This is a genomic window from Pelagicoccus sp. SDUM812002 (assembly GCF_031127835.1).
Taxonomy (GTDB): Bacteria; Verrucomicrobiota; Verrucomicrobiia; order Opitutales; family Opitutaceae; genus Pelagicoccus.
Genome location: NZ_JARXHX010000003.1, coordinates 32,269 through 55,718, shown reverse-complemented (window position 1 = coordinate 55,718; position 23,450 = coordinate 32,269). Strand labels below are relative to the sequence as shown.

The window sequence follows — 23,450 nt, the reverse complement described above, 5'->3', positions numbered from 1 at the left end:
CCAAGATCGCTCCAGCCGGTCAGTCTTGGCCGACGGTGAATTTGCTCGGTGGAGTCACGACGCCGGTGCGAACGCAGAAGTCGCCGAAGCCTTCGCCTTCCTGGCGCTCCTTGGCGTAGGCCTTGAGGTGAGGCTCTACGGAAGGAACGATCTCTTCGGAAGTGATGCTTTCCTTGTAGAGCGTGTTCAGGCGCATGCCATTGTAGGCGGCTCCGAGGTAAAGGTTGTACTTGCCGGGAGCCTTTCCGATGAGGCCGATCTCAGCGAGGTAAGGACGGGCGCAGCCATTCGGGCAACCAGTCATGCGGATGCTGATCGCGTCGTCGGTGAGGCCAGCTTCGTCTAGGACTTTCTCGAACTCGTCGAGGAGGTCTGGGATGAAGCGCTCGGACTCGGAAAGGGCGAGTCCGCAGGTTGGTAAGGCTGGGCAAGCCATGGCGTTCTTGCGCAGTCCGGAGAGCTTTTCCGGACCGGCGACACCATTGTTGTCTAGGATCTTCTGTATCGCGGCCTTGTCTGCCTCGTCGATGCCGCAGAACGCGAGGTTCTGGGTCGGGGTGAGGCGGATGTCTCCCTTGTGGATTTGGGCGATCTCGCGAAAAGCGGTGCGGAGGTTGATGCCATCCTTGTCGACGATACGTCCGGAGGCGACGAACTGCACGTAGTACCACTTGCCGTTGATGTCCTGGTTCCAGCCGTAGTCGTCCTGAATGGTGTTGAACTCGAATGGCTTCGCTTCGCCGAGGGCGAAACCGGTGCGTTTCTCCACTTCGGCCTTGAAGGCGGCGAGGCCCATGCGGTCGATGGTGTACTTGAGGCGAGCATTCTTGCGGTCGGTGCGGGAGCCGTTGTCGCGCTGGGCGAGTACGACGGCTTCGGCGACCTGGTTCACCTGATCGGGAGTGCAGAAGCCTATCACGTCTGCGACACGTGGGTAGGTTTTGTCATTGCCGTGGGTGGTGCCGAGACCGCCGCCGACAGTGACGTTGAAGCCGGTGAGGGTTTTACCTTCGAAAATGGCGATGTAGCCGAGGTCCTGCGAGAAGACGTCGACGTCGTTGGTCGGAGGAATTGCTACGCCGATCTTGAATTTACGCGGCAGGTAAGTGGTGCCGTAGATGGGCTCTTCTTCGACTTCGCCGGAGAACTTTTCGCCGTCGATGAAGATTTCGCGGTAGGCTTTGCCCTTCGGAAGCAAGTGCAGGGAGATGTTCTTTGCGATCTCGTAGACGTCGGCGTGAGCGTGGGTCTTCTTGAAATCCGGCTGGCACATGACGTTGCGGTTGATGTCGCCGCAGGCTCCGATGGAGTCCATGAGGACCTTGTCCATACCGCGGATGATGTTGCGCAAGTTGCCTTTGAGCAAGCCGTGCAGCTGGTAGGTTTGACGAGTAGTGAGGCGGATCGTGTGGTTGCCGTAGTCGGTGGAAAGCTGGTCCATCATGAGGTACTGCTCAGGGGAGCAGACTCCGCCCGGAAGACGTACGCGGAGCATGAAGGAGAAGGCCTTTTCCAGTTTCTTGACGCGGCGCTCTCCGCGAATGTCGCGGTCGTCCTGCACGTACATGCCGTGGAACTTGGTGAGCTGGGAAGCGTCGGCGGAAATGCCGGCGGTGCTGGTGTCTGCCAGCTCCTCCATAAGGGTGCCGCGGAGATTGTTACTCTCCTCTTTGAGGTACTCGTTTTTCTCGAGCTTTTGGGTCGCGTCTGCGGAACTCATGATTCGCGCGGTTCTAGGTTTGAGGGCTTGGATGGCAAGTTAATTGCCTTGGTTACCCCTGAATAGTGGTTGAATGGTGACATCCAGGGAAAACGTAATCGAGCCGGTAAAGACTGCGGAGCGAAAATTACGAGTTAACTTTATTTATCGAATAGCAATAAATAGAGTTTGCCTTCGTTCAATGCATATTTATTGAAAAACAATAAATGAAAACAAAATCCAAATCTCTTAACGCTCTGAAGGTGCTGCTGGCGATTAGTTGGTGGGGGACTATTGCGACGACCGTTCTTATCGTCGTTTTGGCACCCTTGGCGGTCTCGAGCCCAGGCGACTATGTCAATTATCTCAAGGGGTACGGTCAGATCGTAGACTCGAATTTGACCGCTATGACGCGCGAGGGGCTTCCAGTAGCGGTCGAATTTGAAGATAATCTTTTAGTTAAGCTCGTTCTGCCGGCCGAGCATTGGGAGGCCAATCGCGGTTTAGTGGCTTTGGCTTTTGGAGTTTTTTTGGCCATGATGGGTGCAGTCCTTTGGTTCATGCATCAATTGAGACAAATCGTCCGCAGTGTTGAGGTCGGTGATCCGTTTATCTCTGAAAACGCCAACCGTCTTAGGGTGATGGGCCTCCTGATCATCTTTGGCTCCCTCGCAAAGAGCGTCTCCGATTTTGCGTTGAGTGGTTACGCTGACGTTGTGGTGAAGCCCGTCGGATTTAGCCTAAATGGTCATCTTCACGGGGATTTTTTCTCCTTGGTCATCGGGTTAAGCGTACTTGTGCTCTCTGAAGTGTTGAGAGTCGGAGCAGCGATGCGCCAGGAACAGGACCTAACTATCTAACGCCCTGCAGATGCCGATAAGAGTACGACTGGAAGAGCAGATGAAGGCGCGCGGCGTGAGCCTAACCGAGCTCTCGGAGCGGGTGGGGCTGACGCTGGCAAACTTATCTATCCTTAAGACGGGCAAGGCCAAGGCGGTGCGCTTCAGCACCCTGGAGGCGATTTGCGAGGTCCTGCAGTGCCAACCGGGCGACTTGCTGGTGTTCGAGGACGAGTGAGCCGAGGGAGGCGGTCTGTCGATAGCGGGACGCTATTCGGACAGGGTGTACTCCTCCAGTCGGATGGAGGCGTTGCCGACGGACGTCTTCACGTCGAAACGGACGGGAATGCGTCGTTCGTCATTGGTGATCCAGACCGCCATCTTACCTCCTTCGCGGAAGACTTTGCTGACTGGGAAGGAGCTGATCGGCTCGAGGCGGAAGCATTCGATGTCGCCAATGTCCGTATCGATGGTCTCCATCTCCATGACTTTGAGTACGGCGTAGTAGAACTTGCCCTTGGTGCTGACGAAAAGCGGAAAGGTTTTGCCGACCGCGAGGTCCATGCCGCGCAGCTGGAGAAATGCGGAGGAGTAGTCGACTGGACAGTCGTAGGGGAGCTCTCGGATCCGGCTGTATTCCGGTTCGATCTCGTCCTCGTAATTCATGAGAGCGCGGTCGAAGTCGAAGAGGGTGACAGTGGAGCTCTCCTCGGAACGTACCTTTCCGTGGGTCTCGTTGCGGAGCATGCGCCAATTTTCCGCGTCGAGAACGGTAGTCGCGACCAAGGTCATAGGGTAGAATTTCCGAATCATCCCGGCGGAGGCGGTCTCCGTTTTGACGATGAGGGCTGGCTGGTCGGGATCGTCGCTGGCCTCGGTGGAAAAAGCGATGCGGCCGGCCTTTCGAAACCAACCCCATTGAGCTCGGTATTCGAAGGATTCGCCGGCCTTGAAGCCCTTCCCGCGTTGTTCGGCGGACGGGAATTCCACCTCGGGCCAATCCAGGTCGTCGTCTTGGCGGAGGGCTGGATCATCCTCAAAAGCGTCGTTTCCAAATCCAGCGTGGAGCGCTCCGGGGGCTGCGAGCAAAAGTGCGGTGAGGGCTGGAAAGATGAGTTGGGAGAAATTCTTGAACATGGATTCGGCTAATGAAGAGGCGGATTGTTCTAGGATTTGGATGCCTGCGGTGTGGGGGAGTTCCACCCTTTCTGCAAGCCTAGTCGCGTGCCCTAGCGGGAAGCCGTAACCAAGAGGGAGATTTGCTCAGCGGGTTGTAAGGACTTTCGGAGTCCTTGAATACGAGACCTTTGCTGCCCGAGGTGGCGGCTTTTTCGAGTGTATGCTCGATCTGTTCGACGCCGACGAGGGGATGAACGGGAGTGATGCGAATCTTCGGGGTCACGGAAAGGGTGTCGAGGCGTTGGCGGCGTTTCTCGAGTGGCAAGTCGAGCAGGTCGTCCCCGGACAGCGAGAGCAGATCGAAAAGCCATAGCACGACTGGGATCTCTTCTCCGAGAAAGAGTTCTTCCGCTTTCCGGTTGAGACGCTTCTCCAGATCTCCTCGGGGGAGCGGTTTCTCATATCCCCAAGGAACAACCACCGCGTCGCAAATAAAGTGTTGCGGAATCTTGCGTGCGTCGTCGACGAACTCTGGAAAGAGGTGTGTGATGCGTTGCCCCTCGGTGTCATAGAGATCGATGTGGTCGCCGTCTTTGTGGATCTGACAACGGATGCCGTCGTGCTCGAACTCGGCCCATACGGAAAGGCCTTGTTTCTCGATGATAGCCTCGGCGCTGTCCTCCGTCTTTGCAGCCATCGGACGGATCGGATGGAAGGGCTTGATACGGATTTCTGGCAGGGTATCGGTGGCCGCTGCGGTAGATACCGTAGTTAAGCTGCCACTACGTAAAAACGCAGATTGAACGCTAGGGAGTTGCCGGTCGAAGCGAGTTGCGATCGCTTGGCAGAGAAGGTCGGCGCTGAGTCCGCTCTGCGAAGTCCCGCAAAGAAAGTCGAAGAAGAAACAGCCCTCCGAGGGCGAGAGTTTGCGAAACTGTTCGCTGAGGAGCGATTGCTTGAAGATCGGGTTTGGGGCGGACGTGAGCGTTTTGAGGAACGAGCAGATTTGGGAAAGAGTGCGGCTGGGATTGCTCGGGTTTTGGCTGAAAAGAACGCGAGCGACTTTTCGGTTGTCGCGAAAATCGTGATACAGGCTCTTGAACTTAGATTCGCTCGAACCGGTTGCCAAGATCAGGCTTTGTTTAACGAGCTTAGGAGGTAACTCCTCTAGGTCAGCGGGACTCGGGTTGTGGAGGAGCTTCAAGCAGTGGGAAACGTTTTCTGCGTCGAGAGAAGCGAGTTGGGCTTCGAGCAAATCGGATTTTTTTTGCAAACTGTCCGACTGGGAGAGCGTTTCGCCGGTTAGTGCGAGCCGCTGGAAAGAGTCTGCTGCGAGTTGGCTTGCGGACGGATCTGCGGGGATTTGATCGGTGTCCTCGGAATTGGTGGAATGTAGTTCCGGAGTTTGCGTTTCAATAGCGAGGCCTAACTGGTTCTCTCTTCCCAGCGCCCATGCTTGGTAGCCTTGCTCTCGTAAAGTTGCTGCGAACTCCTTAGCGAAGCCGTGGACGGTATAGACTTCCTTAGGTTGAACCTTAGCGACGAAGTTCTGGAGGTCTAGATAGTCGGCGTGGTCGGAGAGGGGAAATGTTCTGTCGCATTGGTAGCGGTAGCTCGCCGACGGGTCGATAGCCCATCCTGAGATCATGGCCGTCTTTGGATTGCGGATGCTTTTCATCCATTCCGCCGTTTTCGCAAGCGGCGGCGAAATGACTACTTTCCCCTCTTGGTTGCGAGGATCGAAGGAGAGGAATTGAGGGAATTTCCAGCCGAGCTTTTGGCAGGATTGAGTGAGTTTGAGGGCTGTGGGGTGCAGCATGACCTCGAGACCTTGGTCGGTGAGGGAGCGGAGGATGGATTGGCTTTTTCCTAAGCTGTAGCCGAAGAGAACAGGGGTATCGCCATTCTCGAGGGTGTCTCGGCAAAAGCGGATGATATCAGCGTATACCTCGTTTTCCGGAGGAAAGGTGTATCGCGGAAGTCCATACGTCGTTTCCATGACGAGTGTGTCGGCCGCCACAGGTTGGCAGGGCTCGGCGGATATGCCGGGAGTCAACTTGAAGTCTCCGGTGTAGAGGAAACTCTGCCCGGCCTTTTTCAGCCACAGCATGGCGGATCCTGCGATATGTCCGGCTGGGTAGAGGCAGGCTTCCACTCCAGGCTCGAGTTCGAAAGTTTCTCCGAATTCCTTGATGATCCACTTCCTCTCGCCGGAAAGACGCTGCTGGATGAGTTGAGCGGTGGGCGGGCTGCAGAGGATGGTCTGATGTTTGCCCGTATGGTCGAAATGGGCATGCGACACGAAGGAGCGTTTCACGGGGTGGCGAGCATCGAGATGCCAGTCGAGCTCGGATAGGTAGAGCCCGTTGCGTTGCTCGATTTGCCAGCGCATGAGGTGGGAGAAGTAGGTGACGACTTGAGGAGCTTGCTTCTCCGCTAGATTCCCTTGCGGTCGAGGCTAAGGCGTCCTGGCCCTATGAATACGAGTGCTAGCAAGGCTAACGTCATCTCGAGATGGGCAATGAAGCTTAGATAGAAGGAACCGGCGGCGATATGGTTAGCTAAGGCGAAGCCGGCGACCACAGTGAGGAGGAGGGCCGTTCCACGCGTGAAAAGTCCGATGACGAGCAAAATTCCGCCGATGAATTGAATAATTCCCGAAGCCAGGCCAGCGTATTCAAATAATCCCGGGGGAAGGCTGGCGATTGCGGCACCCTCGCCAATATCGGACCAAACGGTGCCGCCTCCCGTGAGGATTGGATAGCCGTGGAAGGCAAGCAAGGCGCCGACTCCGATACGGAGAAGAAGGACGCCAAAATAGTCGAATTTGGAAAGGCCTGCTAGGGGTGATTTCATTTTGCTCAAAACGGTGTTTTCGTAGTTTTTGGAGCAAAACAGGTTGTGGGCACTAGAGCAATGAGGGAGTTTCAGGGATTGGGTGCTTCCGTTGCCGGCAGACTGAGGAGGGCCTCGGCTGTTAGGAGTCGATAAATATCCGGCCCTGCAAAGGTAAAGTAGTCAGTACCGACAATCGTGCTCGAGGTAGATCCACTCGATTCGCCTCGGTCCGATTCATAGGAAGCTATGAAAACGGGCAGACCGGTTTTTGGGTTGTTGGTGACCCGTTTAACATTGAGGGAGGCGACTTCCGCTCCGAAATAATTGAAATCTTTTTCGAAGGAAGAATCGGCGATTTGAGTCAGCGTGAGGAAGTTCGATTCGCCGATCACGTCTTTGAAGGTGGCGGTGAACGCCTCGTAGATTTGTCGACCGCGTTCGGGAAAGGGCTCAATGTCGACCTGAAGGGTACCGTCCTCGAGAAGGCGTGCCGTCGATCGCGCTTCTCGCTCATGGTGCAGGGCTAGATTTGTCGCTTTGATTTGCTGGTTGAGTTGCGCGACCTCAGTCGGGCTGAGGTCGAAGAGTGACTGCACGCTGCGGCTTAGATCTTTGGAAACTCTATCGAAAATCGGTAGTCGGATAATGACGTCCCTGGAGCTCTTCAACTCGCTGAGTTTTGCGAGGAGATTCTGCCTCATCTCTTCCGTTGCTTTGTCTGGCTCCAGAATAGAGGCGTGATTCGCTTTGAGAGTTCCGGAGATGGATATGGAGCTTTGATTTTCTCCGGCATCAGTCTTTTCGTTCGGAGTGAAGGGTGATTCTGCCGCCGGTGGAGTGGTCGTTGAAAATCTGTAGGCAAGGAATGCGGTCGAGAGGAGTAGGGCGTAGAAGCCGAATCTATAAAAAGCGCTCATGGTGCGGCGGGTTGATAGCTCAACTATTTGGTCGCTAGCATGCCTTCATCGATGGCTTTCTCGATGAGCCCTTGGGCGTACTCCCAGAGGGTATCGCTGCCGTCTCCGATTTTCTGGTTGATGTCTCGTACTTGGCTGGCAACTACACCGTGCTTGGACCAGGTCTTGCCGTCGGCTAGGTAGTTGAGGAGCATGGGGTGAAGTCGGTCGATCGCTTTAGCGAAGCGAGCTTCGGGAGTGGCGCCGGCCTCGAACTCGTCCCAGACAGAGCGGAAGGATTGAGCCTGGTCGTCGGGCAGGAGGCCGAAGAGGCGGTCAGCGGCTCTCTGTTCGCGCTCTTCCTGGTCACGCTTGTGGACTTCGTCGTAGATGTAGGTGTCGCCCGCGTCGATTTCCACGATGTCGTGGATGATGACCATACGGAGGATTTTCAGAAGGTCGAGGTCCGGGTCATTGGCATGCTCGTAGAGCGTGATCGCCATGAGAGACAGGTGCCAAGAGTGCTCGGCATCATTCTCGCGGCGCGATTCGTCGCTGATGTAGGACTGGCGGAAAATATTCTTCAGCTTGTCGGCCTCGATGATGAAGGCCATCTGCTGGGAAAGTCGGTCAGGAGTCATGCCTGCCGAGGATCTGCGAAAAGCGAACTGCGGTAAGCACGATGTAGGGGAAAGCAACCGGTAGGGCCGCGGCTTCTATTTCGACTACCTGGCTACTCTACTGGTTCCGCTTATGCGTAACTTGGCGTGAATAAAGAGGAGCAGGGAGAAGGAGAGCAATGCAGCGGGACCCGATGAATCTGGCACGTGATATGTGACTGAGGTCAAGCGAGCTCTGAGTGTTTGATAAGCATATTGAAAGTCCTCGAGTTCGCTAATGCTAGTGGGGCCAACATGCGGAGCCCAAATATGGATTTCGCTCCCCTCAAGAAAAGGACTCGGCCCATAAGCCAGCTCAAAATATCCCGGGCCAGTCAAAATATCGCCAGATTCAGGGCCAATAAATCCAAATCCAGAATCCTCTCCAGCGAAATGACCATGGCCGTTATAGAATTTGAAATGTATCGTCCCCCAAGTTTGAGAATTGATGCCGATATTGTAGAAATCTTCAATTTGATCGTTTCCAACCATTATAGATATTTTGACTCGTATAGTATTACTGATAGAGAATGCTATGAACGGCTGCTCATAGTCCTCTGAAGCAAGGACTTCTGGGTCGGGAGACAATAGTTCGTCGACCTCTACACCTGACCCAAACAATGAGATCTCAACCATACGGGCTGCGTTAAGTTGGGTCGCCAATAAAAGCCATGTTGATGATGCGAGTCCAAATAATAAGAGTTGCTTGATTCTCATCGAATTGACCTGAGCGTAGTTACCTATTCGTCTCAAGTGTAATTATTATGTTCGGACCTGATCGAGGACTAGTGGAAAACGGTAACGATTCGGGTGTTTTCTGCTCTCGTTCCCTTTTATATAGTGAAGCATTGGTCGCCTACGGATAGTGATTAAAATAAGTATCTTGGGAACGCTGCTCGATATTGGAGCCGCCCAATCTCACGATCACCCGGGTTTCGAGAACCGTGTGGCACGTACGACTCTCTTAATTTAGATGGGACTTTGGTTTTAACTATCTTGCGAAATGCGGAAGCCAAGGAGGCAACAGATATTCTCACTAGCGTCCAGTTGTAGGTCGTTGAATATCACATGGTTAGAAATATTAGCATCTGAATCTCTTGTATCGTTTTTCATAAGTAGCAGATGGATAGGGTCTTTGGATAATATGTTCACCTTATCACTTGCAGGATTCGGCTCATGCTTTGCTCGATGCGCAGGGTCTTATTGAGTACCGAGCCGAAGGCGACACGCGAAGCCATGGCGACCATCGGGTAAACGCAGACCGCGATCCAGATTTGCGTCTTCACGGCGTTTTAGCTCAGCCCGAAGAAAGACTTCACTGAAGGTTCTGCTTAATCCATTTGACGAAGAGCTCGATCTGCCAACGCGCTTTGTAGATCTTCGCGACGACCAACGCATCGATCTCGAAATTGTTGGTTACGAAGACCAGAAGCTTCCGGATTCGGTATCCCAAAAACTCACCCGCCTCAAGTCGTGAGGGAAGAACGTCTTGGTCTTCATCCCGTTGAGGCGAACCGTCTGGTCGGATCTCAATCCGACGGCCTTGTCCACGGCACGCGACACGCGGACGTCGTAACTCATGTTGACCTTCGCTCTGGTAACGAAGAACGCCCGAGCCGAATGGATTCGCGACAGTCGCATGAAATCGACGTATCCAAGATCCAATACATAGAAGGCTTCGGCTTCGAAGACGATCCAGTCCAGGGCATTGACGTCGTGGACCTTTCCCTGCGTAATCGCGATGAACGCCGGGATAGAACCGTTCAAGTCGATCATAGCGTGAAGCTTGACAGCGGACTTCCTCTTTCGAAAGAGAGCCCATGGAAAGAGGTTCATGCGCAGGTCTATCGTGGAGGCGTCGATAGCGTAGACAATCTCGTCTATCTCCTTCAGGTATCGATCCTTGGAATGGAGTTTTCTGGCTTTGCGGATGAGGACTTGGGCGAGCTCGAAATAAACTTCCCAGCTCCGGTTTTCGTTGGCGTACGCGATGTTGGTTCGCGTAACCGCTCCACGAATACCCATCGCGTAGAGCAAGTTGGCTTGCGATTCGAGGCAAGCCTCGACGTCGCGCAAGCTTTCCCTGTAGGTGAGCTGGGCGAAAGCCATGCAAAGAAGCTGGTCCCTTCAGTAAAGCTTCTGCTCGCCCTCGGCATGGGGTAATTGGAAATGCATCGGTCGAACTGCTCCCGGTGAATCACATCGGCTATTTGAGAGCAAACGAGACGACCAGCATTCATGCCCGCCAGTCTCAATAAGGCCGGAAGCTACGGACATCCAATTCAAATACGTCACACCCGAATAATCGATTTATTATTAGATAATCATCATCTTACGAAACTCAAGCAGTCCCTTAACTGGACACTAGTGAGCTCAACTATTTAGTCGCTAGCATGCCTTCATCGATGGCTTTCTCGATGAGCCCTTGGGCGTACTCCCAGAGGGTATTGCTGCCGTCTCCGATTTTCTGGTTGATGGCCCGTACTTGGCTGGCAACTACACCGTGCTTGGACCAGGTCTTGCCGCCGGCTAGGTAGTTGAGGAGCATGGGGTGAAGTCGGTCGATCGCTTTAGCGAAGCGAGCTTCGGGAGTGGTGCCGGCCTCGAACTCGTCCCAGACCGAACGGAAGGCTTGGACCTGGTCGTCGGGCAAGAGACCGAAGAGGCGGTCAGCGGCTCTCTGTTCGCGCGCTACCTGGTCACGCTTGTGGACTTCGTCGTATATGTAGGTGTCGCCCGCGTCGATTTCCACGATGTCGTGGATGATGACCATACGGAGGATTTTCAGAAGGTCGAGGTCTGGGTCATTGGCATGCTCGTAGAGCGTGATCGCCATGAGGGACAGATGCCAAGAGTGCTCGGCATCATTCTCGCGCCTCGATTCGTCGCTGATGTAGGACTGGCGGAAAATGTTTTTCAGTTTGTCGGCCTCGATGATGAAGGCCATCTGCTGAGCGAGGCGGTTGGGAGTCATGCTTGCCGAGGATCCGCGAAAAGCGAACTGCGGCAAGCACGTTGTAGGGGGAAGCAACCGGCTGGGCCAATGCTTCCGCTAAGCAGTTGTGTCTATATATTCCGCTTTCTGCGGTACTTAGCGTGAAATCCGAGGAGCAGCACGAAGGAAAACAGAGCCGCTCGACCCGAGGAGTCCGGCACGTGGTAGGCTAGGGAGGTTATCTTTGCATCTAACGAATTCCACCCATAATCATCTGACAGATGGTAGGCCCTTATCCGAATATCTCCTGTTTGTTCGATTTTATTGAATTCAAAACTCATTTCGTAGTCCGAAGGACCAGTGGCAATTAAAAAATCTACAGCCAGAGAAGTAGAGGTGCCCTCTGTGGTAATACTTAGGTCTCTTCCGATGGATTCGCCCGTTCCTGCAAAGACCCCAAAAATGGTTCGTAAGTGATCGAATTCTAGTGTTTCTGACACCTCGTTGAAAAAGAAGTCGTCTAATTTCTCGATATCTAGATTATTCTTTAGAGGTGTGGAAATTTTGATCCGGACCGTGCCTGAGTCGAAAATTGGTTGGAACGGATCTTCGTACGGTACTTCTCTGCCAAGTAGGGCCCCCTTGAGGGGAGTCGCCGGTAAGGTAGATCTCGAGCATGCGTGCGGCATTGAGTTGGGCTGCGAAAACGAGCGCTGTTAAAAGTGCGAGTTTGGTTATTGCAAGAGTTTTGATTCTCATCGAATCAACCTGAGTGGATGTACTCAGTCGATCAAGTTAGCCCCCCCCGAAGCGAACCTGACCTCGGTCTCGGGAGAATTCGTAGGTATGGCGAGAGTCGGCCACTCCTTGCGTTATTCCAACGCGGTAGCCGCGCTAAGTTGGGAGTACCCAATGGTGCGGACGTGCGGGCCACTTTCCTGCGGAAAATGCTGTTGATCACACTAGGAAACAGCTGCTGCCTTGCCGACCTCGGGTGGACGGAAAACTGGGCATGATCGCAATGCAATGACTAATACTGGCGCCTTAGGTTGCTTGGGAGGATACCTAGCTCTTCGCGGTATTTGGCCACGGTGCGCCGGGCGATCTTGAGGTCCTTTTCCTGGAGTCGGGTTACGATTTCCTGGTCGCTCAGGGGCTTTGAAGTGTCCTCCGCGGCGACGAGCTGTTGGATCATATCCTTGACGCTGGTGTTCGAAATCGATTCCCCGTCCGAGCCGGTGTAGCCTGGAGTGAAGAAAAACTTCATTTCGAAGATCCCGTGGGGAGTCTGCATGTATTTGTTCGCGAGGGCTCTCGATACGGTCGTTTCGTGGACTCCCACTGTTTCCGCTACTTGAGTCATCGTACAGGGGCGCAGCTTTGACACTCCTTCCTCGAAAAAGTCGTTTTGGAGTTTGATTATCTCGTTCGAGATTCGCTCGATGGTTTGCTGTCGTTGCTCGATGGAGCTCATCAGGAACTTGCCGGAGCGTATCTTTTCTTGGATGTACTCCTTCTCCTGCTTTGAGATGCTTCCCTTTGCGATCATCTCCTTGTAGGTGGGGCTGATGCGAAGCCTTGGGATGTAGTCGGAATTCAAAGTAACCTTCCACTTATCCTCGTCCCATTCGACGATGACATCCGGCATTATCGAGCGGTTGGTATCGTCCGCAAAGCGTCTTCCGGGCGCTGGGTCTAGCTGAGAAATTTCTTCGATCGCTTCCTGCACTTCCTCGACGTCGATGCTCAAGCGACGGGCAATGTCCGGTATGCGACGTCTCGACAGGAGCTTGAAGTGGTCTCTTATGATTTCGGCCGCGATGGAACGGCCTCGAAACTTCGCTTTTAGCTGCATAAGCAAGCAGTCCTGAACGTCGAAAGCGCCTATCCCAGCTGGCTCGAAAGATCGGAGGATGTTGTGGGCCTCTTGCATTTCTCCGAGAGAGAGCCCCGATAAGAGGGCGAGGTCAGAAAGAGAGGTCGAGAGGAAGCCGCTATTGTCGATGCTGCCCACGAGGTACTCGATGGCCTCACGCTGGTTGGGTTCGAGGTCCGAGAGCGAAGCTTGATCGAGCAAATGCTCCTGTAGTGAGGTCTCGGATACGAGCGAGTTGAAGAAGTGCTCGCGCTTTTCGGCGTCTTCGCTGGTGTAGTTTTGGGCTCCGCCGACTTGCGACATGTAGTCGCGCCAGTCTTCGTCGAGCTTGTTGAGGATTTCGAAGTTCTCGCCGAATTCCAGTTCCTCGCTTTGGGAGTGCTCGTCCTTGGGGTCGTTGGATTCGGAGTCGCTTGACGAGTTGTCGTCCAAGCTTGGCGTGTCCATCGACATCTCCTCGAGGGAAGGGTTGGTCTGCAGTTCCTCCAATATCGTCGTGCGCAGATCCATTTGGGCAACTTGGAGGATCTTGAGCGACTGGCGAAGCTGCGGCGCGAGGACTAGGGATTGAGTTTGTTTCTGTCGTAACTCTTGGTTGAAACCTTGCGCGGCCATATTTGTGGTAAGTCTGAAAGAGGTTTGCTGAATGGTCTGGTTCGAGTAGGCTCGTGTAGCTGGATCGATTCGAACAGGATGGAGTGAAAGAGTTTTTTTTAGTGAATGCAAGCAGCTTGAGCAAGTTGAGCATGATTTATGCTATGGATTATCGTGAAATCGGAGTAAGGAAGCTCTCGATTGGTTGACAGTTGGCTACGGGCGATTAAAGGATCGGAGCATGATTACACTTACACAAAGAGCTGCCGCCAAGATAAAGGAGCTCCAAGAGGATGCTGGCGCAGGCAAGTTGCTCCGCGTATTTGTCGAGTCGGGAGGCTGTTCGGGTTTCCAGTACGGAATGTCTTTCGACGAGCAAAAGGCTGAGGATAGGGCCTTGGAGAGCGAAGGGGTCCAGTTTTTGACCGATGAGGCGAGCTTCGCCTACATGGAGGGCAGCAAGATTGACTTCGACGATGGCCTGCAGGGAAAAGGGTTCGATATTCAAAACCCGAACGCAGAGAGCACCTGCGGTTGCGGGAAGTCCTTCAGTTAAGCAGCTCCGGCAGGATATTGCTTCTAACGCGGCCCAAGGGCTGCGTTTTTTTGTGCCCATTGCAAAGCGCAATATTTTTGCAGAAATTAATGGCTACTGACATAGGGTTGTCAGCACAGGTGTGCGATTATCAGGCTTTCACTTTCCAGGCTAGCCTTGGGATCAAACAAGAAATCCAACGAAAGAATATACAGAATGAGCGAAGCAAGTTTATCAATATCCCTCACCGTGAAAGACGGTGATAAAGCTCTCGATTTTTACGCGAGAGCTTTTGGAGCTAAGGAGCTCTACCGATTGCCGTCACCCGATGGCGGAGTGGCTCACGCTGAGTTTATGCTCGGCGATGCAAAGGTTTTCCTGTCGGAGGAGTCGCCTGAATGGCACGCCTACGCTATGGCTGATGGCGCCAAGGCTTCGTGTTTGTTTTGCGTAGCCGCTGAAAATTGCGACGAAGTGTTTGCTCAAGCTAAAGCTGCGGGCGGGACCGGGTTAAGCGAGCCAGCCGATATGTTTTGGGGAGCTCGGTCGGCCATGATTCTCGATCCTTTTGGCTATCGCTGGTCTTTGAGCCAAGTCATCGAGGAGGTTGCCCCTGAAGAGATCGAGCGCAGGGCCAAAGCTGCCTTCGCCGAAGCGAAGTAGGTCCGAGCGGCTGATTTTGGGCACGTCGCTGCTGGCGTGCCTTTTTTACGCTAAGCTTTAGCGATATGGAGGGCAACCATGCCGCAGGTCATGGGAATCGCGTGAATATCTCTGAAGCCCGCAAGGCGAAGCTCTTCGGTTATGCCCTCCTTGGGAGGAAACGCTTCGATAGAGTCGCTCAAATATCGATAGGCGCTGACATCGCCTGTCAGGGCTCCGGCGATGTTTGGCAGAAGCGTCTTCAGGTAGAAATAGTAGAAGGGACGAATCGCTTTGAGTGGCTGGGAAAACTCTAGAATATATAGGTAGCCAGTTTCTGGGCGAAGGATGCGGCGCATTTCGAGAAGGCCCTGGTGGCGGTCGCCAAGATTTCGGTACCCGAACGATATCGTCACTGCATCGGTCGAAGCGTCAGTCAAAGGGAGGGCAAGGCAGTCTCCCACCTCGAAACTCATATTTTGGTACCCGGCCTTTGTTTGTTTTTTGCGGGCTTCCTCCAGCATCGGTTCGCAGAAGTCCAGTCCGTAGATGCGGATTTCAGGGTCGAACTCCTTGCGTAGCTCGAAAGCGACGTCTCCACTGCCCGTTGCGAGATCCGTGATATGGTTTGGGCTTCTGAGCCAAACTTCGTCTACCAGGCGATCGCGCCAGAGCGTGTCGATCCCGAGGCTGAGGGCGCGATTGGCGAGGTCGTACTTTGCCGCGATGCGGCTAAACATTGAGTTAACTTTTTCTGGATCCGGCATCGGGAGTAGAGAAAGGTGAGTAGTGAATAGTGAAAGCGAGGGAAGCACATTTCAGTGCGGCGCTCTCACTTTTCTGCATTTTCCTCTTGGTAGCTGGCGACAACCCAGCTGGACAGGGCCTTTTCTGCATCTTGAATCACTTCTGCGTCGATGGTGAACGACTTCTGCCCGGTGTTGCGGTTGATCAGGGTGAGCCCGTGATTGAAATCGTGAAATTTGCGTTCGCAAAGCCCGCGGATCGTCTTGTCGGTTTCGAGCGATTCCTCGATAAGGGCGATGATGGCGTCTTCTGTGAACTCGAGGGCGAAGCCGAATTGCGTTTCGAAGCGCTCGCTGAATTCCTGTATCTCTTTTTTCAATACACTGTGCTGACTGGAGAGATTGTCGCGGAGTAGCTTCTTTAGTTGCGAGTCTGGATCTTCGATCGTTCCTTTATTGACTGTTAGCGTCTTGATGCTGGTAGAGGGCAGCTCGAACTTGAAGCCGCGGAAGGCTCGCTCGAGGATGGTCATGAGACCGCGTGCTCCGGTTTTCTCCTTGTACGCGCGATCGGCGACCTCCTTGAGGGATGGGTTGTCCATCTCGAGCGTGATTCCGTAGCCTTCGAAATCGGAGACATACTGGCGAAGGACGCTGCCTTCTGAGGTCGTCATGATCTGGAAGAGATCGTCCGGCTTCAAGGGTTGGCAAGCCACGCGAACGGGGAGGCGTCCGACGAATTCAGGCTCGAATCCGTAGTCGATGAAGTCTCGGGTTTCAGCTCTGTCCAAGTAGTTCAGGCTTTCGTCTTCGTCGTCGGCCCGATGGGCTCCGAATCCCATGGAGGTGTTGGTGAGCCGCTTTTTGACGGATAGGTCCATTTGGTCGAACGCGCCGCTAACGATGAAGAGTATGTGCTTTGTGGATACGGTGCGTTTGCGCTTCTTTCCACTTTGCAGGTCCATCATGGCCTGCATTTGCCCCATCATGTCGGTTTGGCTTTGCAGGTTGACTTCTGTGTCTTCCATAAGCTTGAGCAAGTTGATCTGTACTCCTCGCCCAGATACGTCGCGGCCGCCGCCACTGTTGGCTTTATTGGCTATCTTGTCGATTTCGTCGATGTAGACGATACCGTATTGGGCGAGCTCGGTATCACCGTTGGCCGCCTTGACGAGGTCGCGCACTAGGTCTTCGACGTCTCCGCCTATGTATCCCGTTTCGGAGAACTTGGTGGCGTCGGCCTTCACGAAAGGGACTCCGACAAGCTTAGCCACGTTTCGCATGAGGTAGGTTTTGCCCACACCGGTAGGGCCCAGAAGGATGATATTTTGCTTAGCGTAGTCGAGGTCGGCTAGGTCTGGACGTTCGAGGCAGCGCCGCACGTGGTTGAAGTGGTCGCAGATGGCTACGGATATGACTTTCTTGGCCTCGTTCTGCTGAATTACGTAGCGATCAAGGTAGTCACGGATTTCGCGGGGCTTCAGGTTGAATGCCTCGATTCGTTTGAGCGCCTCGGCGCGTTCAGCAGCCTCTTCTTCCTGTTCTTTTGTGGGGTCTTGCGGGCGACCGCCGGAGGACGCAACGCCGCTTGGTCCCCCCATGGGGCCTCCGAAAGGCATGAACGCTTTTCCCTGTTTGAAAAGGTCCTGCAGATTCTTCTGCAATTCTTCCATGGGATCTGTTGGTTTATCGTCTTTGCTCATTGGGTGCGGATATTTGATGGCTTTGAGGTTGACGCAACCTAAACTGTGGAAGTAGCTTACCCTCAACTATGTAACGAGTTTTCAACTCCTATTGCCGCCATGTCCAACAACCTCACTAAACGCGATATCGTTCTTCGGATTTTTGAAAAGACCAAGGACATCCCTCAGAGCAAGATTCAAGACACCGTCCAGATGACACTGGACATCATTCTTGATGCGTTGGCGGATGGGCGAAATGTCGAGTTGCGCAATTTTGGTGTGTTCGAAGTTCAGAAACGCAAGGCACGCGTGGGCCGCAACCCGAACCGTCCGGAGACGGACGTGGTGATCCCGACCCGTGCTGTCGTCAAGTTCAAGGCGGGCAAGGTACTCAAGGCGAAGATCAAGGATATCGATCTGGACGCGTTGGATTAAGCGTTTGGCGTCGATGCTAATTTTTTGATACGGCTCCCGATTTGGGAGCCGTTTTTTTGTGATGAGTGTGGCGAGCGTAATGTTCCATTGTTTGTTGCATTCGCCGACTGGGCTTGGGCATAGTCCCGCGTTTTAAATTCTAGAGACATGGCCACTTTTAAGACATTGCCCGGATTTCGGGAGTTTTACCCTGAAGACTACGCCCAGCGGAAGCACATCTTCCAGATTTGGAGGCAGGTAGCGCGTCGCTTCGCGTTTCAAGAATTCGATGGCCCGATCCTCGAGTCGTTGGAACTCTTCACGACCAAGTCCGGCCCGGAGATCGAAAGCCAGCTCTTTTGCTTTGAGGACAAGGGCGGACGCCAGGTTTCGCTCCGTCCTGAACTGACTCCCTCGCTCGCTCGCATGGTGGCGTCGCGGGCTAACGGGCTCAAGCGACCGATCAAGTGGTTCAGCATCGGCGACAATTTCCGCTACGAACGCATGCAGAAAGGGCGGTTGCGTTGCTTCACTCAGCTGAACGTCGACCTGCTCGGCGAGCAGGGGCCGAGTGCGGAAGTGGAGTTGATTGGCTTGCTCGTGCAAACGTTGGTCGGCTTCGGCCTGACCGAGGAAGATTTCTACGTTCGGCTTAGTGATCGTAACCTATGGATGCTCTACCTGGCGGCCCTTGGCTACGAAGGCGATGCGATCGGCTCCATTTTAGGCGTTGTCGACAAGTGGGAGCGCCTGCCTGAGGAGAAGCTGATTGGCCAACTACAGGAAGTCGCAGGCGAAAAAGCGGCGGAGTTGAAGGCTTCGGTTGATGCTTTTCTTAAGCTCGATTCCGTAGGCGCGATTCGAGACTGCTTTGCCTCGCTCGAAGCGGTTGAGTCAGCTTCGGAAGAGTTGGCTACTCGCTTGGCAGATTGGAATGTGGTGCTCGAGGGGTTGGCGGCAATGGGTTTTGGCGGTTTCATCAAGATCGATTTGAGCATCGTGCGTGGGCTTGCGTATTACACTGGGTTCGTCTTCGAGGCATTCGACAAGAAAGGCGAATTTCGCGCCTTGGCAGGTGGCGGGCGTTACGACGCTCTCGTTAAAAAGATGGGTGGTCCCGATATGCCGGCGGTTGGTTTTGGAATGGGCGATGTCGTCTTGGGCGAGTTGCTCAAAGCTCGTGGAAAAATGCCTGAGTTCATCGATACGGTAGATTTCTTTGCAGTGACAGGCGGTGATGCCGAGAAGCTGGCAGCCCTGTCTGACGTGTCGTTGCTGCGCCAAGCGGGTTATTCCGTCGAGTATCAGCTGAAGTCCCAGGCCTTCGGGAAGCAGTTGAAGTCAGCAGCTTCTTCGGGCGCTCGCTTCTCGTTGATCTACGGTTCCGATGAGCTGGAAAAGGGTGTCGTAAAGTTGCGAAACCTAGCGGATCGCCGCGAACAGGACATTCCGCGCGCCCAACTGCTGGAAGCTGTCCGCGAATTAGTCTAGCATAGCGATTACAAGTCAATGAGGGAGAGAGAGCAAAAAAACGGTTTCAATACTTTGCTGGTATTGGTGTCGGTTTGCGTGCTCTTTTTCTTCCTTTTCGCCCAAGTCGTCACCAAGCAGCTGCTCTTCCGGCCAGGGCCAGCCAGCTACGAAGCGGACGAGTCGATCTTGATGGTAACCTCAGATGACGACACGCAGATCGCCGCCTTTTGGGGGCCGGTGCCGGGAGCTAGTAAAACGGTATTCTATTTCCACGGTAACGGGGAGGACTTGGGACATGTCAGTTTCATCCTGAACAATTATCGGCTACAGGGTGTAAATGTTCTCAGTTTTGACTATCGCGGCTACGGATTGTCTGAAGGTACGCCCAGCGAAAAAAGCTGCTACAAAGACGCAAACGCAGTGCTTGATTATGCAGTGGCAAATCTTGGGGTCAAACCGGAGCGGGTGATCTTGCACGGGCGGTCCCTTGGGGGGGGCGTGGCGATGGAGCTCGCGACGACGCGTGGGGCCATGGGATTGATCATGGAGTCGGCTTTCCTCAGCGCCTACCAAGTCTACTTGCCTTTGACTTGGGTGCCCGGCGACAAGTTCTTCAACGGAAAGAAGGCGTCGAAGCTCGAGTGTCCAACCTTGGTGATCCACGGGAAGAAGGATCGAGTCGTCGATTTTTCGCACGGCGAAGAGATTGCCGCGAACGTTCCGGCGGATCTGCTGAAGACGCTTTGGATTGATGGCGTTGGGCACAACGACCTCGTCAATCGAGCGAGTGCTCAATATTGGGCGTCGATTCGAGGCTTTTTGGCCGGTTTGTAGTCGTAAAGCCCAGGCTTCAGCCCCATTGGGAAAGGGGATTAGAAGCTAACCTATTCTATATTTGCTTTTTGAAAGGCATCACTTTTGATGGGCACTCTTTTTTTCCGATGAAAATCCTAGTAGCAGACAAAATCTCGTCAATTGGAGTCGACTTCCTCAAGCAGCAGGAAGGGTTTGAAGTCGTAGAAGCCTACGGCACCTTCAAGGAAGACTATTCCAAATTCCTCGAGCTCGCTAAGGGCGCGGCCGCAATTATCGTGCGCAGCGATTCCAAGGTTAATCGGGAGGTCTTCGAAGCGGCAGCCCCGTCCTTGAAGGCTGTGGGACGCGCCGGGGTGGGTGTTGACAATATCGACTCCGAAGCGGCGACTGATTTCGGCGTCGTCGTGATGAACACTCCGGGCGGCAACACTATCGCCACCGCGGAGCTCACGTTCACTCACATGCTCTGCGGAGCGCGTCCCGTTGCTCAAGCGGCTCAATCCATGCGCGAAGGTCGTTGGGACCGCAAGATCTACGGTGGCAGCGAGCTCTTCAAGAAGACACTGGGTATCTGCGGTATGGGCCGTATCGGCGCCGAGGTCGCCAAGCGGGCGAAGGCATTTGGTATGACCGTTCTCGCTTACGATCCTTATCTCTCTGCAAGCAAGGCGGAAGCCATGGGCGTGCATCAGGTCGAGCTTGATAAGCTCTTCCGCGAGTCGGACTACATCACCGTTCACATGCCGCTTACCGATGCGACGCGTGGTATGATCAACAAGAAGTCGATCGCAACCATGAAAGACGGTGTCCGTCTCTTCAATTGTGCTCGTGGTGGTATCATCGACGAAGATGCGCTGCTCGAAGCTCTCGAAAGCGGCAAGGTGGCAGCAGCCGGTCTCGACGTCTACACTAGCGAACCACCTGCCGAAGATCATCCTTTTCGTAAGCAGAAGAATCTCAACCTCACGCCTCACCTTGGCGCTTCTACGGAAGAAGCTCAGGAAAGCGTTGGCCTCGAGATCGCTGAAAGCGTTACCAGCGTATTGCGCGGCGGCGGTATTCGCAACGCGATCAACATGCCCTCTCTCGACGAGCAGACGCTCAAGACAGTGGGCCCATACCTCGAGCTTTGCTCCGCACTCGGATCGCTTGTACAGCAGCTCGCTCTCGATAAGGTCGAGAAGGTGAAGATCACTTACTCCGGCAAGGTCGTCGACCTCGATGCAAACTCCCTGACTCGTGGTATCCTCAAGGGATTCCTCAAGGATGTCAGTAGCAACGTGAATTTCGTCAATGCGCTCGTGATCATGGAGCGTCTTGGTATCCAGGTAGACGTTCTCAAGTCTTCCGAAGAAACTGACTACACCGAGCTCATAAAGGTAGAAGCTGTATGCGTGAACGGTGAAAACGTTTCCGCCGAAGGTACCTTGATCGGCAAGGGTAACTCCCCTCGCATCGTTTCCGTAAACGGCCGAGAAGTTGAGGTAGAGCCGCACGGCTGTATGCTGGTTCTCGCAAACAGCGACGAACTCGGTATCGTCGGCAAGGTGGGCAGCATCATCGGCAAGGACGGCGTGAACATTGCCGCCATGTCGCTCAGCCGCAACGAAGTCGGTGGAATCGCTCTCAATATCGCATGTTTGGATAGTGAGCCTAGTGACGCCGCTTTGGCAGAAATCAAGTCCATCGACGCGGTCAAGCAGGCGAAAATCGTCCACTTGTAGTCGATTCATGGATATAGCGAATGTCTATCGATCTGATAGTCGCACTTAGTGCTGCAGGAGCAGGGTACCTTATCGGTTCCCTGCCTTTTGGCTATTTGGTGGCAAAGGCAAACGGCGTTGATATATTTAGCGTCGGCTCCAAAAATCCCGGAGCTACCAACGTGAAGCGCTGCGTCGGCAAGAAGGCGGGAAATATCGTTTTCATGTTGGATGCGGTGAAGGGCTTTACCGCCACTGCTTGGCCTATCCTGCTAGCTGGTGAATCGTTTCACTATGGTTTGGTGGGGCTTGTATTCGCAGTTCTAGGACATTCGTTTTCGCTCTTCACGAAGTTCCGTGGAGGTAAGGGAGTCGCGACTATGCTGGGAGGCGTTGTTGCATTGATGTACGTAGCGGCTTTGGTCGGCGTACTCGTATGGCTCGTCGTATTTTATGCCTCCCGCTATGTGTCGCTGGCATCGATCTGCCTCGCAATTAGTTTGCCGATCACTAACCTCGTCATCGGTTCGCCAGCAACCCTTACTTGGGTATCGCTTGCTCTGGGCTTGCTCGTCGTAGTGCGGCACAAGGATAATATCGTTCGCCTGATTCGAGGCGAAGAAAACAAGTTTGCAAAAAAGTAAATGAGTGACCGCGTAATAAAGGTAGGCCTATGCGGCTTTGGTGTCGTAGGGCAGGGTGTGTTTAATCACCTGCAAAAGCGTGAGGAGGCCTTAAGCGACCGCTTGGGGGCTCGCGTAAAGGTAGCGCGTATCGCTGTTCGTGATACGAGCAAAAAGCGTGATTTCGATTGCGATGCGTCGATGCTGACTACCGACCCGGTATCCATCGCTCAGGATCCAGATATCGATATCGTTTGCGAATTGATGGGTGGGACGACGCTTGCCCTAGAGGTGACGCTCGCCGCCCTGAAGGCTGGCAAGATTGTGGTCTCTGCTAACAAAGCTTTGATCTGCGATCATGGTGAAGCCGTTTTCGCAGCGGCCAAGGAAGGCAATGGACAGTTGCTTTTCGAGGCGAGCGTTGCGGGCGGAATACCCGTTATCAAGGCGATCAAGGACAGCCTCGTCGTCAACCGATTCAATAGTATCTATGGTATTCTGAACGGTACCAGCAATTACATCCTGACGCGCATGACAAACGAAGGCGCAGGGTATCCAGAGATCCTTGCGGAGGCTAAAGCCCTCGGCTACGCGGAAGCCGACGAGTCGTTCGATGTCGACGGTATCGATGCAGCACATAAAGCGGTGGTACTCGCTTACCTCGCATACGGTCGCTGGGTTCCGTTCAAGGACCTCTTGGTCCAAGGGATCGCGGAAGTGACACAAGCCGATATCGCTTTCGCCAAGGAGAATGGATATGCCATCAAACTGCTGGCCGTGATCGATGTAGCCCACGCTTCCGGTAAACTCTACATCTCAATCTTGCCTACTCTTGTATCCAAAAAATATGTACTCGGTAGTGTCGATGGCGTCTTTAACGCGGTTTCCGTGCACGGAGATGTGGTGGGCGAGACTGTGTATATCGGCCCAGGTGCCGGGCGCGATGCGACGGCCAGTGCAGTGATTGCTGATATCGTCGATGCGGCCAGGCTCATCGTTGATGGCGGAGCGGGGCGTTTTATTGATCCTGCCCCACGTGGTGGTGGCAAGATCGAACTGGCGGAACCGGAGGAGATCGAGTCTCGCTACTACGTTCGACTTCAGGTTGTGGACAAGCCAGGCGTCATGGCAGAGGTCACCTCTTTGCTCGCCAAGTACGGCGTAAGTCTTGCCAGCGTTACGCAAAAAGAAGTTGATGAGAGCGCGGCCAGCGCGACCTTGATCGTAACGACTCACACAACTACAGAACAAGCTATTCTCGACGCGGTAAAGGCGCTCGAGGAAAACTCATGCGTGGAAGGCAAGCCTTTCACGATGCCGATCAGTAGCTTCGAAGGCTAGCTGTATTCAACATTTGGAAG

24 protein-coding genes are annotated in these 23,450 nt (G+C 54.0%); 10 read left to right on the top strand and 14 right to left on the bottom strand.

Annotated elements, in window-relative coordinates; genetic code table 11:
• Positions 1–19: 19 nt before the first annotated feature.
• Positions 20–1,720, bottom strand: a complete 1,701-nt coding sequence (locus QEH53_RS05810; protein WP_309022204.1) for an NADPH-dependent assimilatory sulfite reductase hemoprotein subunit — start codon at positions 1,718–1,720, stop codon at positions 20–22.
• Positions 1,721–1,926: 206 nt separating this feature from the next.
• Between QEH53_RS05810 and QEH53_RS05805 the strand changes: the two genes are divergently transcribed.
• Both QEH53_RS05805 and QEH53_RS05800 read left to right on the top strand, forming a co-directional pair.
• Positions 1,927–2,559: a DUF2975 domain-containing protein gene (locus QEH53_RS05805; RefSeq protein ID WP_309022203.1), complete on the top strand. Its 633-nt coding sequence runs from the start codon at positions 1,927–1,929 to the stop codon at positions 2,557–2,559.
• A gap of 10 nt (positions 2,560–2,569) precedes the next feature.
• Positions 2,570–2,776, top strand: a complete 207-nt coding sequence (locus QEH53_RS05800; protein WP_309022202.1) for a helix-turn-helix transcriptional regulator — start codon at positions 2,570–2,572, stop codon at positions 2,774–2,776.
• A 32-nt stretch (positions 2,777–2,808) separates the two neighbouring features.
• On the opposite strand, the gene QEH53_RS05795 is transcribed toward QEH53_RS05800, so the two are convergent.
• The 11 genes from QEH53_RS05795 to rpoN form a co-directional block, all read right to left on the bottom strand.
• Positions 2,809–3,741 (bottom strand): DUF3108 domain-containing protein, encoded by a 933-nt coding sequence (locus QEH53_RS05795; RefSeq protein ID WP_309022201.1) that lies wholly within the window; start codon positions 3,739–3,741, stop codon positions 2,809–2,811.
• Positions 3,742–3,754: 13 nt separating this feature from the next.
• On the bottom strand, positions 3,755–6,049 hold the full coding sequence (locus tag QEH53_RS05790; protein ID WP_309022200.1) for an MBL fold metallo-hydrolase RNA specificity domain-containing protein: 2,295 nt from the start codon (positions 6,047–6,049) through the stop codon (positions 3,755–3,757).
• Positions 6,050–6,093: 44 nt separating this feature from the next.
• Positions 6,094–6,513: a DoxX family protein gene (locus tag QEH53_RS05785; RefSeq protein ID WP_309022199.1), complete on the bottom strand. Its 420-nt coding sequence runs from the start codon at positions 6,511–6,513 to the stop codon at positions 6,094–6,096.
• A gap of 71 nt (positions 6,514–6,584) precedes the next feature.
• Positions 6,585–7,412 carry a hypothetical protein gene (locus QEH53_RS05780; RefSeq protein ID WP_309022198.1) on the bottom strand — a complete coding sequence of 276 codons (828 nt, stop codon included), beginning with the start codon at positions 7,410–7,412 and terminating at the stop codon, positions 6,585–6,587.
• A gap of 23 nt (positions 7,413–7,435) precedes the next feature.
• Positions 7,436–8,032 (bottom strand): HD domain-containing protein, encoded by a 597-nt coding sequence (locus tag QEH53_RS05775; RefSeq protein WP_309022197.1) that lies wholly within the window; start codon positions 8,030–8,032, stop codon positions 7,436–7,438.
• A gap of 84 nt (positions 8,033–8,116) precedes the next feature.
• The gene (locus tag QEH53_RS05770) at positions 8,117–8,767 is read right to left on the bottom strand and encodes a hypothetical protein (RefSeq protein ID WP_309022196.1); all 651 of its coding nucleotides are present in this window, start codon (positions 8,765–8,767) and stop codon (positions 8,117–8,119) included.
• Between the two features lie 431 nt (positions 8,768–9,198).
• Positions 9,199–9,336, bottom strand: coding sequence for a hypothetical protein (locus QEH53_RS05765; RefSeq protein WP_309022195.1), 138 nt, complete (start codon positions 9,334–9,336; stop codon positions 9,199–9,201).
• A 130-nt stretch (positions 9,337–9,466) separates the two neighbouring features.
• Positions 9,467–10,159, bottom strand: a complete 693-nt coding sequence (locus QEH53_RS05755) for an IS4 family transposase (protein ID WP_309022194.1) — start codon at positions 10,157–10,159, stop codon at positions 9,467–9,469.
• Positions 10,160–10,427: 268 nt separating this feature from the next.
• Positions 10,428–11,024 (bottom strand): HD domain-containing protein, encoded by a 597-nt coding sequence (locus QEH53_RS05750; RefSeq protein WP_309022193.1) that lies wholly within the window; start codon positions 11,022–11,024, stop codon positions 10,428–10,430.
• A 92-nt stretch (positions 11,025–11,116) separates the two neighbouring features.
• Positions 11,117–11,674 (bottom strand): hypothetical protein, encoded by a 558-nt coding sequence (locus QEH53_RS05745; RefSeq protein ID WP_309022192.1) that lies wholly within the window; start codon positions 11,672–11,674, stop codon positions 11,117–11,119.
• Positions 11,675–12,015: 341 nt separating this feature from the next.
• The gene (rpoN, locus tag QEH53_RS05740; RefSeq protein WP_309022191.1) at positions 12,016–13,476 is read right to left on the bottom strand and encodes an RNA polymerase factor sigma-54; all 1,461 of its coding nucleotides are present in this window, start codon (positions 13,474–13,476) and stop codon (positions 12,016–12,018) included.
• 220 nt (positions 13,477–13,696) lie between these two features.
• On the opposite strand from rpoN, the gene erpA reads away from it, so the two are divergent.
• Positions 13,697–14,011, top strand: a complete 315-nt coding sequence (gene erpA, locus QEH53_RS05735) for an iron-sulfur cluster insertion protein ErpA (protein WP_309022190.1) — start codon at positions 13,697–13,699, stop codon at positions 14,009–14,011.
• A 195-nt stretch (positions 14,012–14,206) separates the two neighbouring features.
• Positions 14,207–14,653 (top strand): VOC family protein, encoded by a 447-nt coding sequence (locus QEH53_RS05730; protein ID WP_309022189.1) that lies wholly within the window; start codon positions 14,207–14,209, stop codon positions 14,651–14,653.
• A gap of 50 nt (positions 14,654–14,703) precedes the next feature.
• Here QEH53_RS05730 and ubiE read toward each other — a convergent pair whose 3' ends face one another.
• Together ubiE and QEH53_RS05720 are read right to left on the bottom strand one after the other, a co-directional pair.
• Positions 14,704–15,399 (bottom strand): bifunctional demethylmenaquinone methyltransferase/2-methoxy-6-polyprenyl-1,4-benzoquinol methylase UbiE, encoded by a 696-nt coding sequence (ubiE, locus tag QEH53_RS05725; protein ID WP_309022188.1) that lies wholly within the window; start codon positions 15,397–15,399, stop codon positions 14,704–14,706.
• A gap of 65 nt (positions 15,400–15,464) precedes the next feature.
• Positions 15,465–17,081, bottom strand: a complete 1,617-nt coding sequence (locus tag QEH53_RS05720) for an AAA family ATPase (RefSeq protein WP_309022187.1) — start codon at positions 17,079–17,081, stop codon at positions 15,465–15,467.
• Between the two features lie 99 nt (positions 17,082–17,180).
• On the opposite strand from QEH53_RS05720, the gene QEH53_RS05715 reads away from it, so the two are divergent.
• The 6 genes from QEH53_RS05715 to QEH53_RS05690 all read left to right on the top strand — a co-directional run bounded on the left by QEH53_RS05715 (position 17,181) and on the right by QEH53_RS05690 (position 23,430).
• Positions 17,181–17,495 carry an HU family DNA-binding protein gene (locus tag QEH53_RS05715; protein WP_309022186.1) on the top strand — a complete coding sequence of 105 codons (315 nt, stop codon included), beginning with the start codon at positions 17,181–17,183 and terminating at the stop codon, positions 17,493–17,495.
• Between the two features lie 147 nt (positions 17,496–17,642).
• Entirely contained in the window at positions 17,643–18,965 is a 1,323-nt protein-coding gene (hisS, locus tag QEH53_RS05710) for a histidine--tRNA ligase (RefSeq protein WP_309022185.1), read from the top strand.
• 18 nt (positions 18,966–18,983) lie between these two features.
• Entirely contained in the window at positions 18,984–19,781 is a 798-nt protein-coding gene (locus tag QEH53_RS05705; RefSeq protein ID WP_309022184.1) for an alpha/beta hydrolase, read from the top strand.
• Between the two features lie 107 nt (positions 19,782–19,888).
• Positions 19,889–21,487: a phosphoglycerate dehydrogenase gene (gene serA, locus QEH53_RS05700; RefSeq protein ID WP_309022183.1), complete on the top strand. Its 1,599-nt coding sequence runs from the start codon at positions 19,889–19,891 to the stop codon at positions 21,485–21,487.
• Positions 21,488–21,507: 20 nt separating this feature from the next.
• The gene (gene plsY / locus QEH53_RS05695) at positions 21,508–22,110 is read left to right on the top strand and encodes a glycerol-3-phosphate 1-O-acyltransferase PlsY (protein ID WP_309022182.1); all 603 of its coding nucleotides are present in this window, start codon (positions 21,508–21,510) and stop codon (positions 22,108–22,110) included.
• Positions 22,111–23,430: a homoserine dehydrogenase gene (locus QEH53_RS05690; RefSeq protein ID WP_309022181.1), complete on the top strand. Its 1,320-nt coding sequence runs from the start codon at positions 22,111–22,113 to the stop codon at positions 23,428–23,430.
• Positions 23,431–23,450: the final 20 nt, after the last annotated feature.